Origin of the sequence: Terribacillus halophilus, assembly GCF_900101385.1 — a bacterium.
In the GTDB taxonomy this organism is placed as follows: domain Bacteria; phylum Bacillota; class Bacilli; order Bacillales; family Amphibacillaceae; genus Terribacillus; species Terribacillus halophilus.
This window is the reverse complement of record NZ_FMZB01000002.1, coordinates 496,259-511,828: the sequence shown is the minus strand read 5'-3', so window position 1 is coordinate 511,828 and position 15,570 is coordinate 496,259. Positions and strand designations below refer to the sequence as shown.

The window sequence follows — 15,570 nt, the reverse complement described above, 5'->3', positions numbered from 1 at the left end:
AGGTTTAGGAGCTGACATATATGCCAGAGATATTTAAAAAACCAGCATTGAGTAAGCATTTGATCGTGACATATATACTTGCTGTCATCCTGCTGATTTGTGTGTGGTTTTATGAATGGAAGCTGGGGCTGCCGCTGACAGTGTTACTGGCGCTGTCTTTCTTCTACAGCATACTGACGGAACAGCGGATGCAGGACCAGACGGAGGAGTACATCTCCACCATGTCCCACCGTGTGAAGAAGGTTGGTGAGGAAGCGCTCTTGGAGATGCCGATCGGCATTGTGCTTTACAGCGAGAATTACCAGGTTGAATGGACGACACCGTATATGAACAGGTTTGCAGAGGATACGCTTGTTGGTGTTTCGCTCGATACCTTGTCAAATGCGCTCATACCAGCAATCAAAGACGAAAAAAATGAGGTTTGGATTACACTGGATGATTACGATTTCCTGACAGTAATCAAAAAGGAAGAACGGCTGCTGTATTTATTCGACCGGACGAAGCAGCTGGAGATCCAAAACTTATATAATGAAGAACAGACGGTTCTAGCTATCATTTTCCTCGATAACTATGAAGAAATGACGCAAAATCTTGATGATACGGCGAAAAGTCAAATCAATTCCCGGGTGACCGCGCAATTGAATGAATGGTCGCGTCAGAAAGGCCTTTATTTGAAGCGGACATCACAGGAGAGATTCCTGGCAGTACTCAATCAGCGTATTTTGAAGGAGCTGGAGAGGACGAAATTCGAAATCCTGGATGAAATCCGCGGGTTGATAACGGATCAGAATATACCGATCACGCTAAGTATTGGGATCGGATCCGGCGGGCAGACATTGCCGGAACTCGGCGAACTTGCGCAATCAAGCCTGGATTTGGCGCTTGGCCGGGGCGGAGATCAGGTCGCCATCAAAGGAGAAGCCGGCAAGGTGCGTTTCTACGGTGGAAAGACGAATCCGATGGAGAAAAGGACCAGGGTGCGGGCGCGCGTCATTTCTCATGCATTGAAGGAATTGGTCAAGCAAAGTGAACAGGTGCTTATCATGGGGCATAAGGCACCGGATATGGATTCCATAGGAGCTGCCATCGGTATCTTGAAAATTGCGGAAGCAAATGATATCGTCGGGCATGTTGTCTTGGATAAACAAGATATCCATACTGGCGTTTCCAAGCTGATGTCCGCTATCCAGGAGGATGAAGAGCTTTGGGAACAGTTTATCAGCCCGGAAGAAGCGCTTGATCGGGTGACAAAGAATACCCTTGTGGTCGTCGTCGATACGCATAAACCAATGCTGGTGGCGGAGGAAAGACTGCTCAGCAAAACGGAGCATGTCGTTGTCATCGATCATCACCGCCGGGCAGAGGAATTCATCGAGAAGCCTACGCTTGTTTACATGGAGCCATATGCTTCCTCGACAGCGGAACTTGTGACCGAGCTATTGGACTATCAGCCTAAAAAGCTGCGATTATCCACCTTGGAAGCAAGTGCGTTGCTTGCAGGAATCATCGTTGATACAAAAAGTTTTACGCTCCGTACCGGTTCCCGTACATTCGATGCAGCATCTTATTTGCGTTCCAAAGGAGCTGACACCGTACTCGTGCAGCGATTCTTGAAAGAAGATTTGGATACGTACGTAAAACGGGCGCATTTGATTGAACATACGGATATTTACCGGGAAGGCATTGCGATCTCTGCTGCAGAAAAAGGGCAGATATTCGGACCGGTCGTCATCGCCCAGGCAGCAGATACATTGCTGACGATGGATGGTGTGAGTGCAAGTTTTGTCATTTCCGAGCGAGAAGACGGCCGCATAGGAATCAGTGCCAGGTCACTTGGACAAGTCAATGTCCAGGTGATCATGGAGAAAATGAATGGCGGCGGACATTTAACCAATGCCGCTACCCAGATTGCCGATACAACTGTACAGGCGGCTAAAGTCGACCTGCAGCGGATCATCGATGATTATGTTGAAGGGAGAAATGAAGAATGAAAGTCATTTTTACAGAAGACGTCAAAGGCAAAGGAAAAAAAGGACAAGTAAAAGACGTACCGGATGGATATGCACGTAATTACTTGCTTAAAAATAACTTGGCAGTGCCTGCAACAAAAGGCAATGTGAAAGTACAGGAAGCAAAAGAAAATAAACAGCATCAGTTGGAGCTCCAGGAAGTGGAAGATGCGAAAAAACTGCGTGAAACACTTGCTGATCTGACGGTGGAAGTCAAAGCGAAATCCGGTGAAGGCGGCCGTTTATTCGGATCCATCACAAGCAAACAGATTGCCGATGAACTGAAGAAAGCACATAATATCAAAATCGATAAACGGAAAATCGAGTTGAATGAGCCGATTCGCGCCCTTGGTTACCGTGATCTTGAAGTGAAACTGCATCCGGAAGTAACCGGAAAAGTGAAAGTGCATATCAGCGAGCAATAATTTTTTCCAACAAAATACTAGCATTTTTCCATCCCCCTTTTGACACAAAAGGGGGATATTTCGGTACAATGGTAGCAGTATGCCAGAAATGGGGGAATCATGATGGAAGAAGTCTGGAATGACCGGACCCCTCCACATAATATAGAAGCAGAGCAAGCTGTAATTGGTGCCATCTTTCTGGAACCAGAAGCACTATCGAGAGCGTCGGAACAAGTTGTAGCTGACGATTTCTATCGTGCAAGCCACCAGCGTATCTTCGATGCGATGATGCGCTTATCCGATAGAGGGGAACCAGTGGACCTTGTAACGGTCACAACAGCACTTGCCAATGCAAAACTGTTGGAGGAGGTCGGCGGCGTTTCGTATTTAAGCGATCTTGCCAATGCCGTTCCGACAGCAGCAAATATTGAATACTATAGCAAAATCGTAGCGGAAAAGGCGCTGCTTCGCAGGCTGATCCGTTCTGCTACGGATATTGTCACTTCAAGCTTCGCTAAAGAAGATGCTGTCGAGGACGTGCTTAATGAAGCGGAAAAGTCGATCATGGAAGTTTCCGGACGAAAGAATTCCGGTGCTTTTCAGAACATCAAAGATGTATTGATCGATGTTTACGATAATATTGAGAAATTGCATCATCAGAATGCGACGGTCACAGGTGTTCCTACCGGGTACCGAGATCTGGATAAGATGACATCCGGTTTCCAACGGAATGACTTGATCATCATCGCCGCGCGTCCATCGGTAGGGAAGACGGCCTTTGCATTGAACATCGCACAGAACGTCAGTATCCACGCAGGTGAAAATGTCGCTATCTTCAGTTTGGAGATGGGGGCCGAACAGCTTGTTTCCCGTATGCTTTGTGCAGAAGGGAATATCGATGCGCAGCGATTGCGTACAGGAAGTCTCCAAGCAGAAGACTGGGGTAAGCTCACAATGGCAATGGGTAGTTTGTCCAATGCGGGTATTTACATTGATGATACACCCGGAATCCGTGTCAGTGATATTCGTTCCAAGTGCCGTCGGCTGAAGCAAGAAGGCGGATTGGGTATGATTTTAATTGATTACTTGCAGCTCATCATGGGTTCAAGCTCTGGAAAAGGAGAAAACCGTCAGCAGGAAGTGTCGGAGATTTCCCGTTCCTTGAAGGCTTTGGCACGTGAACTGGAAGTTCCGGTCATCGCCCTGTCGCAGCTTTCCCGTGGGGTTGAGCAGCGACAAGACAAACGTCCGATGATGTCCGACTTGCGTGAATCCGGAAGTATCGAGCAGGATGCCGATATCGTCGGCTTCCTGTACCGTGATGATTATTACGACAAAGAGTCGGAAAAACAGAATATCATCGAGATCATCCTGGCCAAACAGCGTAACGGCCCGGTTGGAACGGTGGAGCTTGCCTTCGTGAAGGAATATAATAAATTCGTGGATTTGGATCATAGATATTCGGAAAGTGATGTTCCACCGGCATAATAACAGCACCCTATCAGTTGATAGGGTGTTTTTTAACGAACAAATATCGAGTGTTTTTATTAAATGTTCGGTTGTATCATTGACATGTGTTTTGGGGATTGATAAACTTTAGAAGTGTTAAAAATAGTTTATTTGGCGGAGGTGCCACACAGATGTCCTCAGTAGTTGTAGTAGGAACCCAATGGGGAGATGAAGGGAAAGGGAAGATCACTGACTTCCTTTCACAAAATGCCGAAGTTGTTGCTCGTTACCAAGGCGGGAACAATGCTGGTCACACAATTAAATTCGATAATGTCACATATAAGCTTCACTTGATTCCATCCGGTATCTTTTTCCCGGAAAAGAAATGTGTATTGGGCAATGGTATGGTCATTGATCCAAAAGCATTGATTAATGAATTGGAATATTTGCACGAACGCAATGTCAGCACAGATAATCTAGTCATTTCCAACCGTGCACATGTCATTCTCCCGTATCATCTGAAATTGGATGAGCTTCAGGAAGAAGCAAAAGGCGCTAATAAAATCGGTACGACGAAAAAAGGCATCGGCCCTGCATATATGGATAAAGCAGCCCGCATGGGTATCCGTATTGCGGATCTATTGGACAAAGATGCTTTCCGTGAAAAGCTAGAGCAGAACTTGGAAGAAAAGAATCGTCTATTCGAGAAAGTTTATGAAAGCAAAGCCTTCACAGTAGAAGAAATTCTAGATGAGTACTTTGACTATGGGCAGCAGATTGCGAAGTATGTAACGGATACATCCGTTGAGCTGAATAATGCGTTGGATCAAGGCCGCCGCGTTCTATTTGAAGGTGCACAGGGCGTCATGCTCGATATCGACCAAGGTACGTATCCATTTGTCACAAGCTCCAACCCGATTGCCGGTGGTGTTACGATCGGTTCCGGTGTCGGCCCAACGAAAATCAACCACGTCGTTGGTGTTTCCAAGGCGTACACGACTCGTGTCGGTGATGGCCCGTTCCCGACAGAATTGCACGATGAAATCGGAGATCAAATCCGCGAAGTTGGCCGTGAATACGGTACGACAACAGGCCGTCCGCGCCGTGTCGGCTGGTTCGACAGCGTGGTTGTGCGTCATGCGCAACGTGTAAGCGGCATTACAGATCTTTCCTTGAACTCGATCGATGTACTAACTGGTATCGAAACATTGAAAATCTGTGTTGCTTACCGTTATAAAGGTGAAATCATGGAGCATTTCCCAGCAAGCCTGAAAGAACTGGCACAATGCGAACCAGTTTATGAGGAGCTGCCAGGCTGGACAGAAGACATCACAGGTGTCCGCAACTTGAGTGAACTGCCAGCGAATGCACGCCACTATATCGAGCGTATTTCCCAGCTGACAGGCATTCCGCTAAGCATCTTCTCTGTCGGTCCGGATCGTACACAAACAAATGAAGTAAGAAGCGTATACAGTCAATAAGTTAAAAATCGTCCATACGGGCGATTTTTTTCATTTTTCTTCCAAAAAATGTCGGGTTGCCCCCTTCCAAAGACATTTGACCGAAATTGCTGTAAAATAGGAAGGGTATGCAAATACTGAACTAGTAATATAAAGATAATACAATTCAGATAAAAAACACTAGAAAGCGTGGGATACGATGAACCATAAGATCTTAGTGGTGGACGACGAAAAACCAATCGCTGATATATTGAAATTCAACTTGGAGAAAGAAGGATATGAGGTGATCTGTGCCTATGATGGTGATGAAGCTGTCGAATTGGTACAGCAGGAGAACCCGGATTTGATCCTTTTAGACATCATGCTGCCGAACAAAGACGGCAATGAAGTTTGCCGTGAAGTACGGAAGACGCATAATATGCCAATCATCATGCTGACTGCGAAGGATGCGGAAATCGATAAGGTCCTTGGTCTTGAGCTCGGCGCCGATGACTATGTCACAAAGCCTTTCAGCAACCGGGAAGTGATTGCTCGTGTGAAAGCGAATTTACGCAGACAAGCGCAGATTCCAGAGGAAGACAACAAAGAGAACAAGGATATCGAAATCGGCAAACTCGTCATCCATCCAGAAGCATATACCGTGACAAATGATGGTGTACAGGTGGAACTGACCCACCGTGAATTCGAATTGCTTCACTACCTTGCCCGTCACAGCGGACAAGTCATGACGCGTGAACATTTGCTGGAGACAGTATGGGGATATGACTATTTCGGTGATGTACGTACAGTTGACGTAACCGTGCGCCGTCTCCGCGAGAAAATCGAGGACAATCCGAGCAGTCCGCTCTGGATCATCACACGAAGGGGTGTAGGATATTATCTTCGCAGCCCTGAACAGGAGTAATATCTATGAATAAAATAGGCTTTTTCCGCTCTGTGAGCCTAAAACTGGTTGTCGTTTACATTTTGCTGCTGATCATCGCTCTTTTGCTGATCGGCGTCTTTTTTACGAACAGCTTGGAAAACCAGCTGATTCAAAATACAAGTGAATCCCTGGAATCCAATATGAAATGGCTGGAACAATCCTTAGCTCAGGAGTTTGAGGAAGATCGCTCCCCAACTGATCCTACATTGGAAGAAGACATTGCAGACTTGCTGAAAAATTATTCGGAAGGTAATACAACGAAGATCCAGGTGATCGATACGCAGCGTCAGCTTGTAGGTACAAATGAGTTAAGCGATAACGATACCGTAGGGGCGCGGATAACGGATAATAACATAGTCCAGGCAATTACGAACAATGGATTCCCGGATCAGAGTAAGCTTAATATCGTCATAGATGCAGATAGCGGAGATAGAACCCTGAAATCATATTACAACATCGAAGGAACAGATAGTAATGGCGATAACGAACTGCTTGGCCTGATCTATGTCCGTACATCGATTGAACCTGTATATAGTCAGCTGAAGAGCACAAATCTCATCTTTTTGCGTGCTACATTCATTGCCCTTATTTTCGCTGCCATCCTTGGTATTCTCATTGCCCGGGCAATAACGAAGCCAATCAAGGAAATGCAAAAGCAAGCCCGTATCATGGCAACTGGAGATTTCTCCAAGCGAGTGAATGTTTATGGGGAGGACGAAATAGGACAGCTTGCCCGTACTTTCAATCATATGAATGATGAACTCCGGCAAGCGCATATGCGGACAGAAGGGGAGCGTCGCAAGCTCAGTTCCGTACTCTCCCACATGTCAGATGGTGTCATCGCAACCGACAGGAATGGTGCCATTACATTGATGAATGCCCCGGCAGAAAGTTTGATCGGACGAAGTGCTGACGAAGTACGCGGTCAATTCCTGATCGAAGTGCTGAACTTGAATGAAAAAATAGTCGATATAACGGAAATACAAGAAACAGGATCGATCATCATTGATATGAGTGATGATGACCAATATTTGCTGCTTCGCTGCAATTTCTCCATCGTACAGGATGAATACGAGCAAATCAGTGGGTTCATCACGGTGATTAGTGACGTTACCGAACAAGAGCAGATTGAACAGGAGCGGCGGGAATTCGTCTCCAATGTATCACATGAGCTCCGTACTCCGCTGACAACGATGCGGAGTTATTTGGAGGCGCTGACCGATGGAGCGTGGAAGGATGAATCAATCGCCCCGCAGTTTCTGGATGTCACACAGCAGGAAACGGATCGGATGATTCGCCTCGTCAATGATCTGCTCCAGCTCTCCCGTATGGATAGCAGCAACTATACGATGGAATGGGAACGGATCAATTTCGTCGATTTCTTCCATCATGTGATCGACCGCTTTGAAATGAACAAGCGGGAAGATATTGCATTTGAACGCTATTTACCAAAAGAGGAAGCGTTCATCTCGATTGATAAAGATAAAATCATGCAAGTGTTGGATAATATCATCAGTAATGCCATCAAGTATTCACCAGATGGCGGCACTATCCGTTTCCGTCTTCGAAAAGATAGTCAGAAGCTATTGATTAGCATCTCTGATGAAGGAATGGGTATTGCTTATGAAAAACTGGACAAGATATTCGAACGATTCTATCGGACGGATAAAGCCCGTACCAGGAAGCTTGGCGGCACGGGTCTCGGTCTGGCAATAGCTAGGGATCTTGTCGAAGCTCATCACGGAGTCATTTGGGCCGAAAGCAAAGAAGGTAGAGGCACGACCGTGCTCTTCACTATTCCGCTTAACCGGAAAAGGGGTGAGGTGCGTTGAAGTTAGAGACATTCAATACGATTTTGTTAGTCATTCTTGTAGCGATGAGTCTGATTTTGACAGCCTATGTATGGACTTTTCAGCCAAATAGCCTGAAATCGGAAGGAATCGGCACCGAGGAAGCGAAGACGCTGGGCGGAGTGGAGAAGCAGCTTGCGGATGTTGTCCGTCCGACACATATTTATGTGCATAATGGAGATAATCACTTCGTTTTTAAATCCAAGGAAGAAGAACAGGTTTTCACGGATGGATTGGCGGACTGGACGCTTACCAATACCAAACTGGGTAGTCTGGACGAATTGCCAAAGACAAATGTGGAGCTCGTTTATCCGGTGACGATAGCTTATTCCCAGCTGAATGCCTTATTCCAAGTGGAAGGGGCAGAGAACGTGACAAGCAGGCTGGGTGATGGCGGCTTTACTAAATTGTATTTGGAACCTAATGAGGATAATACGACAGATTTGATCTTTGTTAATGACCGGCAGGAGGATCCCTTACACAATGTCGTAACAGCGACAGTAACGAATAATATCCAAAATACGATCCTAGCCGAAGACAGTCTTACCGCAGCTGTTCCTTTATCTGAGACAGGTACCAATGACTTGAACCAGATTTTCCTGCCGGAAGAGATTGTCGTGAAAGACAGTAATGTCCGCGGAGAGACAATTTCCAGGAATGCATTTGCTGAAATCTATATGGATAATAATTACACCATTCAAGGAACAGATCAATACACCGATAGCAATCTATTGGAGATGATCAAATTCAGTAATAATGGACAATTTGCTTCCTATCAATATAGTTCAACCTCTCCTGGTGCTGGTACGACGAACAGGGCTGAACAGATGCAGGCTGCAATCAATACGATCAATACCCATAAAGGATGGACTGATGATTATAATTTGTATGCAGTGAGCGGTGAAAGTAACTTTACTTTCCAATTTCGGATGATGAACGATGGTTATCCGGTATTCCAGACGAATGGTTTATCGTTAATAACCATCCGGATGCAGAGCACGCTTCCCGAACCAGTCAGCTATGAGAGGACGCTGCTTGATATTGGAGTTTCCGGGGGGTCCCGTGACTATAAGCTAACGGTCCAGCAAGTGAGGGATTGGTTGGAGAACAACAAATACAATCCGCGTGATATACAGGATGTAGTCATCGGCTATCGTTTGGATGATAACGATTCGGACATTTACAAATACCATCTGAAACCTAGTTGGTATGTGAAATATGAAGGAGAATGGAATGAGGTCAAGGATAGTGAAACAGGAGGGGAGAGCTGATGCAGTGGAATAAAATTAAGCTCATGTTCATCCTTGCCTTCCTTGTCTTGAACATTTATCTTATATTCCAGCTGTTTCCGCAGGAAGAAACGGAACAGCTGGTATTGGAAACAGAAAGTCAGGATAAGGTTCTATCCAGTGTGACAGGGTACAAAGAGCTCTCTGATGAGGAAACGGAAACCAATCAGCAATATGAAGCAAAAAAGCTGCATTTTACTGATGAGGATTTAGAGAAGATTCCGCAGGACGAGGAACTGGACTTCGATGTCAGCTCGGGCGATCAGCTGGTTGCAACATTCAAAGAACCGAAGGAACTGCCTATCGAAATTTCAGCAGATGATGATCAAGAACAAATCACGGAAGAATTAAGTGAATTTGCCGAGGATTATGTTTTGAACGGAAAAGATTACACCTATTGGGGCAGACAAGGTAATAAACTGCTATTCTTCCAAAAGACAAGTGAGGGGCAAACCTATTTCAGTCCGGATAGTCTGCTACTTGTCACCCTCAATAGTGATTACAAAGTAACCGAGTATACACAAACGTATATCGAGGATTTTAAAAAGAGTGAAAATCAGGAGAATCTGAAACATTACTCAGAGAAGCAAGCCGTCAAAGCATTACAGAGTAAACAGCTGATTGAAATCAACGACAAAATTGAAGTGGAAAAGGGCTTTTACCCGACTATCGAGCTTTCTTCAAAGCTCAATTTTGCCCCTGCTTACAAGATTACAGTAAATGGAACGAAGCATTATTTTTATATGTTGCTTCCGGACTATCCATATACGAATGCACCGACTGAGTCAGTATTTCTTAGCAGCTTAGAACCAGAGACAGAAGAAACACAATAAGAGGTGAAACAGCATGACGTTAAGCTTTAGCGTACTTGCTTCCGGCAGCTCAGGTAATGCGTTCTTTATTGGAACGGAAAAGGAGCGCATCCTGGTCGATGCCGGTTTGACAGGCAAGGAGCTGCAGCGTTTATTGGAGGAAGCAGGAATCGATCCGGCAACACTGACGAAAATCCTGGTCACACATGAGCATAGTGACCATATAAAAGGATTAGGTGTGGCTGCAAGGAAATTCGATTTGCCGATTTACGCTAACGAGAAGACATGGAAAGCGATGGAGAACAGCATCGGGAAGATACCTTTGGATCATAAATTCGTTTTTGACATGGAAGAGACGAAAACGTTTGGAGATCTGGATGTGCAGTCATTTGGCGTATCCCATGATGCGGCGGAGCCGATGTTCTATTGCTTTCATCATGAAGGTAAAAAGGTAGCGTTAGTGACGGATACTGGTTATGTATCGGATCGAGTGAAGAAAATCGTCGAGAAAGCGGATGCCTACATTTTTGAAGCAAACCATGACGTAGGTATGCTCCAAATGGGCAGTTATCCATGGAATGTCAAGCGGAGGATACTGGGGGATCTTGGTCACGTATCCAATGAAGACAGCGCGCTTGCTCTGACAGATTTGATTGATAACAATACGAAGCGCATCTATTTGGCACACTTGAGCCGCGATAATAACATGAAAGATCTTGCACGACTTGCTGTCGGGAATATCTTGCAGGAGCGAGGCTTCGATTTAAATAAGCACATCGAATTGCATGATACAGATCCAAAAACATCGACACCGCTTTTCCAAGTAGTTTAATTTTCTAATATCGTGGAAAGATAGCTATATCGAAAAGAATTGGAACGGAGGCTAACATGGACTATTTTGATGATCAACACAGGGAACCGGAAAAACCGAAGCGACGCGCAAGCTGGCTGCTGCCAGCTATATTGGGCGGGATCATCGGCGCCGGTATCGTATTGCTTGTCGCTTATGGGCTTGATCGGGACAGTCTGATGCCGAACGACCAATCGCAGCAAGGAGAGGCTACGCAGCTCGCAGCGGATTCGGATCAAAACCTTAATTTACAGAATGTTAGTGTCGATGTGCAATCCGGCATTACCGAAATCGTGGATGAAACCGCACCGGCTGTTGTAGGAGTAGTGAATTTGCAGCAGGGTGATGCACTTTTCTCACAGGAGGAGAGTACTGCAGGAAGCGGATCTGGTGTCATATATAAAAAAGAAGGCGACAAGGCCTATGTAGTGACGAATCATCATGTCGTCGAAGGAGCAACAGACGTCGATGTCATCTTGCATAATGGCGTGGAAGTATCCGCGAATCTGCTAGGAAGTGATGTTTTTACTGATTTAGCAGTTTTGGAAATGGATGCTTCCCGAGTTGAACAGGCAATTGAAATCGGAACCTCTTCTTCCGTCAAAACCGGGGAGCCCGTCATCGCCATTGGAGATCCATTGGGATTTTCAGGATCGGTCACGCAAGGCATCATCAGTGGTGTAAACCGTACAGTGCCACAGGATTTTAACGGGGACGGCCGAGCAGATTGGCAAGCGGATGTCATGCAGACGGATGCTGCGATCAATCCAGGTAACAGCGGCGGAGCCCTCATCAATATGGCGGGTCAGCTGATAGGGATCAACTCGATGAAAATAGCTGAATCATCTGTTGAAGGTATCGGCTTTGCCATTCCTGTCGATAGCGCTGTCCCTGTAATGGAACAGCTGGAGCGGAATGGGCAAGTCGAGCGTCCATACTTAGGAGTGGAAGCATACTCATTAAATGAAATTCCAGCATCTGAGCGGACAGAACACCTAGGCTTGCCAGACGGTATCGAAAATGGGGTTTACATTTGGAGTATCGAAGCGCTATCCCCAGCAGCAAGTGCCGGGTTACAGGAGCTGGATGTCATTACGGAGCTGGATGGTCAATCGATTGAAGATATGACATCATTACGCAAGCATCTCTACGAAGATAAACAAATCGGTGATAAGATGACCGTGACGTATTATCGAGACGGGGAAAAGAATGAAACGACTGTAACTTTAAGCTCACAGCAATAAGGCAGCCTCTTATAGGCTGCTTTTTTAGTTATACACAACCTGTGGATGTATATGAGGATAACATACTCTATTTTGTAGGGAACAAATATTCTTATTACTAAATAAAGAATCACTTTTGTGTATATGTGTATAAGTTTGTGGATAGTTTGTTCATAGCGTGTGGAATACTGTGCATAAAAGGGTTATGCACAAGTTATTCACAATAATGGTGGATAAATTATGAAAGCGAAAACATAGAAAAGAAGCAGCCTATCCATTGTAGGAATAGGCTTTTTCTGTTATTATTGTTTAGCAGATTGACCAAAAGACTATTTCGGTCAATTGGTCTATGTGGACAACTCGGTAAATGATACCTAGGAGGAAGAGTTATGAACATGTTGAAGAAGGAATGGCTTCACATATGGAAAGACCGGAAAATGCTTCTGGCCATATGCGGTATATTGGTTGTTCCTTTGCTTTATAGTGCTATTTTTCTGGCGGCTAACTGGAATCCATACAATAATACGGATAATTTACCGGTCGCTGTCGTGAATCTTGATAAAGGATCAACTTTTGAAGACAAGGAACTTCACGTCGGAAGTGATTTTGTGGATAACTTGAAAGAAAATGATAAATTTGACTGGCAGTTCGTCGATGAGTCAAAGGCTATGGATGGTCTGAAATCAGAGGATTATTATATGATAGTCAAGATTCCGGAGGATTTCTCGGAAAATGCAGCTACTTTACTGGATGATGATCCGAAACAAATGAATATCGAATACTATTCCAATCCAGGTAAAAACTATCCAGCTTCCAAGATTACGGATAGTGCGATACAACAGCTGGATAAAGAAGTGGCAGAGCAGGTAACAGAGGAATATGCCCATTCCGTTTTTGCCAGTCTTTCCGATGTGGCAGATGGATTGAAAAAAGCAAGTGATGGCTCCAAGGAGCTTGCAGATGGTTCGAACGAAGTTAATGAAGGGGCTAAAAACTTAAGCAAGAACTTAGCCAGCCTGTCGACTAGCACAGCAACTTACACAGAGAAGGTTGGTGAAGCAGATCAAGGCATGAATGAGTTGGATACAGGTATTCAGAGTTTAGCTTCAAAATATCCAGACCTGGACCAAGGAATTACAAAAATCAATGATGGTCTTCAGACATTGAATGGAAATAGCGGTGATCTGGAAAGCGGGTCTGATCAATTGGTATCGGCCACCGATCAGATATCAAGTGGATTACAGCAACTGCAGCAGGCCACTGAACAATTAGCAGGCAGTTTTCCTGAATTGAATAATGGTATTGCCGCGGCGAATGAAAAAGCACAAACTGTCAAAGACAAACTGGAAGCTGCGCAGTCTCAATTGACGGCGTTGGAAGATTTGGCACAGCAACTGCAGGAGTCGCAGCAGCAGATTAAGGAACAGCAAGCTGCTCGGATCCAACAGCTGGAAGATATCGTGACCAATGATGACCTCTCTGCTGCGCAAAAGCAGGAGGAACTGCAAAAGCAGATTCAGCAGCTTGCGGATGCAGTACCTGATGTGGATGTACAGCTTCCGGATATTGATCCCGAAGCAATTACAAAACAGCTGACTGAAGTGACAACACAGCTTGACCAGATTGATAAGCTAGCACAAGGTGCACAGCAGACACAGACAGCATTGAACGGATTAAATGAAGCAGCTGGCAAGCTGGCGGATGGTGCATCTTCTATCCAGTCCGGGCAGACTGAACTGAATAGTGGGATTCATTCGTATACGGATGGAGTCAATCAGTTGGCAAACGGGTCCCCTGCGCTAGTTTCAGGTTCCCAGACGGTAATGGATGGACTGGGACAGCTACAAGCGGGCAGCAGCAAGTTAACAGCAGGACTTGATCAATTGCATGCCAATGGTCCGCAATTAGCCGATGGGGCGCAGCAGCTGACAGATGGTTCACAAACTCTATCCGACGGCACACAGAGTGTGACGGATGGAAGCAATGAACTGCATGATGAGTTGGCTAAAGGTGCCGAAGATGCAAACATCAGCACAAGCGATAAAACAGATAATATGTTTGCCAGTCCAACAGATGTGAAGGATGAAAAATTAAGTACTGTGCATACCTATGGAGAAGGACTTGCGCCATATATTCTTTCCATTGGTTTATTTGTTGGAGCACTTGTATTCACGAATATCTTCCCGCTTCGTGACCCTGCAAGTGAACCGACATCGGGCTTTGCATGGTTCCTGAGCAAGTTCAGTATTGTCTTGTTTGTCAGTGTGCTCCAATCTTTGTTTGCAGTAATGATGCTTGTCCATATTATGCATGTACAAGTGCAAAGTGAATGGCGTCTGCTCCTATTCGCCATCCTATTCAGTTTAACTAGTTTCTTACTGATTCAGTTCCTGACAGTTGCATTGGATAATGTGGGGCGCTTCCTGGGAATCATTGCATTGTTATTCCAGATTGGTGCAGGTGCAGGTACCTATCCAGTGGCGTTACTACCGGAATTCTTCCAAGTCATTCATAAGTTCGTCCCGATGACATATGCAATCAGCGGATTCCGGGAGATCATTTCCATCGGTGATGACTGGGGTTATCTCTGGCAGCAAGCTGGTTACTTGAGTATCTTTTCTGTGCTATTCTTAGCATTGACAATTCTTGTCTATATATTGCAGACTCGTAAATTCAAAAAAGACGATGAAGATGAGGCTGTTGTTTCCACGTAAAAGAAAAAGGGGTAGAGAACAATGATAGTAGATAAAAAAGAACGCATTATCGAAGCTGCGGCTATGTCATTTAGTCAATTCGGTTTCAAAGCGACAACAATGGCTTCAGTTGCAAAAATAGCCAAAGTAGCAAAGGGCACGATATATACGTTCTTTGACAGCAAAGAGTCATTGTTCTCGACTATCCTGGAACGGACAATGAAACAGCTGCGACAAGCAGCCGATGCAGCGATTCAAGAGGAAGCAGCTTTTCATGAGAATATCCAAGCGATGCTAGATGCAATCCTGGGGTTCCGTGAGAGTCATCAGCTGCTGATCAAACTGAGTCAGGAAGCAAAGGAATTGGGAACAGTGGAAGTATTGGGGATTCTTACCCAAGTAGAGAGATTGATTCTTGATTATATCAAGTCGGTCATCGTGAGAGAAAGGGCAAAAGGCGCAGCAACAAATCGCGATCCCGAGCTTCTTGCGTTTCTTGTATATAAAACATATATAGCGCTCATTTACGACTGGGAACGCCAGCATGAACCACTTCCAAAAGAAACGATAACGGAAATCATCAGAACACAAATCCATTAGAAAACC

General features: G+C 45.2%; 12 protein-coding genes. All 12 read left to right on the top strand.

Going from position 1 to position 15,570, the window contains the following annotated elements; translation table 11 throughout:
* Positions 1-20 precede the first annotated feature (20 nt).
* The 12 genes from BLQ53_RS05795 (at position 21) to BLQ53_RS05740 (ending at position 15,564) form a co-directional block, all read left to right on the top strand.
* Positions 21-1,991, top strand: a complete 1,971-nt coding sequence (locus BLQ53_RS05795) for a DHH family phosphoesterase (RefSeq protein WP_093726321.1) — start codon at positions 21-23, stop codon at positions 1,989-1,991.
* Positions 1,988-2,434, top strand: a complete 447-nt coding sequence (rplI, locus tag BLQ53_RS05790) for a 50S ribosomal protein L9 (RefSeq protein WP_093726320.1) — start codon at positions 1,988-1,990, stop codon at positions 2,432-2,434. The genes BLQ53_RS05795 and rplI overlap by 4 nt, the downstream gene beginning before the upstream one ends.
* A gap of 102 nt (positions 2,435-2,536) precedes the next feature.
* Complete coding sequence (gene dnaB, locus BLQ53_RS05785) at positions 2,537-3,901, top strand: replicative DNA helicase (RefSeq protein ID WP_093726319.1); 1,365 nt, start codon at positions 2,537-2,539, stop codon at positions 3,899-3,901.
* 152 nt (positions 3,902-4,053) lie between these two features.
* Positions 4,054-5,343 (top strand): adenylosuccinate synthase, encoded by a 1,290-nt coding sequence (locus BLQ53_RS05780; protein ID WP_093726318.1) that lies wholly within the window; start codon positions 4,054-4,056, stop codon positions 5,341-5,343.
* A gap of 178 nt (positions 5,344-5,521) precedes the next feature.
* Positions 5,522-6,226, top strand: coding sequence for a response regulator YycF (gene yycF / locus BLQ53_RS05775; protein WP_093726317.1), 705 nt, complete (start codon positions 5,522-5,524; stop codon positions 6,224-6,226).
* A gap of 5 nt (positions 6,227-6,231) precedes the next feature.
* Complete coding sequence (gene walK, locus BLQ53_RS05770; RefSeq protein ID WP_093726316.1) at positions 6,232-8,079, top strand: cell wall metabolism sensor histidine kinase WalK; 1,848 nt, start codon at positions 6,232-6,234, stop codon at positions 8,077-8,079.
* Positions 8,076-9,368: a YycH family regulatory protein gene (locus tag BLQ53_RS05765; protein WP_093726315.1), complete on the top strand. Its 1,293-nt coding sequence runs from the start codon at positions 8,076-8,078 to the stop codon at positions 9,366-9,368. Before walK ends, BLQ53_RS05765 begins: the two co-directional genes overlap by 4 nt.
* Positions 9,368-10,219: a two-component system regulatory protein YycI gene (locus BLQ53_RS05760; protein ID WP_093726314.1), complete on the top strand. Its 852-nt coding sequence runs from the start codon at positions 9,368-9,370 to the stop codon at positions 10,217-10,219. Before BLQ53_RS05765 ends, BLQ53_RS05760 begins: the two co-directional genes overlap by 1 nt.
* Positions 10,220-10,232: 13 nt before the next feature.
* On the top strand, positions 10,233-11,030 hold the full coding sequence (locus tag BLQ53_RS05755) for an MBL fold metallo-hydrolase (RefSeq protein ID WP_093726313.1): 798 nt from the start codon (positions 10,233-10,235) through the stop codon (positions 11,028-11,030).
* A gap of 56 nt (positions 11,031-11,086) precedes the next feature.
* Complete coding sequence (locus BLQ53_RS05750) at positions 11,087-12,292, top strand: S1C family serine protease (RefSeq protein ID WP_093726312.1); 1,206 nt, start codon at positions 11,087-11,089, stop codon at positions 12,290-12,292.
* A 368-nt stretch (positions 12,293-12,660) separates the two neighbouring features.
* Positions 12,661-14,985 (top strand): YhgE/Pip domain-containing protein, encoded by a 2,325-nt coding sequence (locus tag BLQ53_RS05745; RefSeq protein WP_093726311.1) that lies wholly within the window; start codon positions 12,661-12,663, stop codon positions 14,983-14,985.
* Positions 14,986-15,006: 21 nt separating this feature from the next.
* Positions 15,007-15,564: a TetR/AcrR family transcriptional regulator gene (locus tag BLQ53_RS05740; RefSeq protein WP_093726310.1), complete on the top strand. Its 558-nt coding sequence runs from the start codon at positions 15,007-15,009 to the stop codon at positions 15,562-15,564.
* Positions 15,565-15,570 lie beyond the last annotated feature (6 nt).

Bases quoted from the DNA above. Each gene is read 5' to 3' on its own strand.
- BLQ53_RS05795 (WP_093726321.1), top strand. From the start codon at position 21: ATGCCAGAGATATTTAAAAAACCAGCATTGAGTAAGCATTTGATCGTG.
- rplI (WP_093726320.1), top strand. From the start codon at position 1,988: ATGAAAGTCATTTTTACAGAAGACGTCAAAGGCAAAGGAAAAAAAGGA.
- dnaB (WP_093726319.1), top strand. From the start codon at position 2,537: ATGGAAGAAGTCTGGAATGACCGGACCCCTCCACATAATATAGAAGCA.
- BLQ53_RS05780 (WP_093726318.1), top strand. From the start codon at position 4,054: ATGTCCTCAGTAGTTGTAGTAGGAACCCAATGGGGAGATGAAGGGAAA.
- yycF (WP_093726317.1), top strand. From the start codon at position 5,522: ATGAACCATAAGATCTTAGTGGTGGACGACGAAAAACCAATCGCTGAT.
- walK (WP_093726316.1), top strand. From the start codon at position 6,232: ATGAATAAAATAGGCTTTTTCCGCTCTGTGAGCCTAAAACTGGTTGTC.
- BLQ53_RS05760 (WP_093726314.1), top strand. From the start codon at position 9,368: ATGCAGTGGAATAAAATTAAGCTCATGTTCATCCTTGCCTTCCTTGTC.
- BLQ53_RS05755 (WP_093726313.1), top strand. From the start codon at position 10,233: ATGACGTTAAGCTTTAGCGTACTTGCTTCCGGCAGCTCAGGTAATGCG.
- BLQ53_RS05750 (WP_093726312.1), top strand. From the start codon at position 11,087: ATGGACTATTTTGATGATCAACACAGGGAACCGGAAAAACCGAAGCGA.
- BLQ53_RS05745 (WP_093726311.1), top strand. From the start codon at position 12,661: ATGAACATGTTGAAGAAGGAATGGCTTCACATATGGAAAGACCGGAAA.
- BLQ53_RS05740 (WP_093726310.1), top strand. From the start codon at position 15,007: ATGATAGTAGATAAAAAAGAACGCATTATCGAAGCTGCGGCTATGTCA.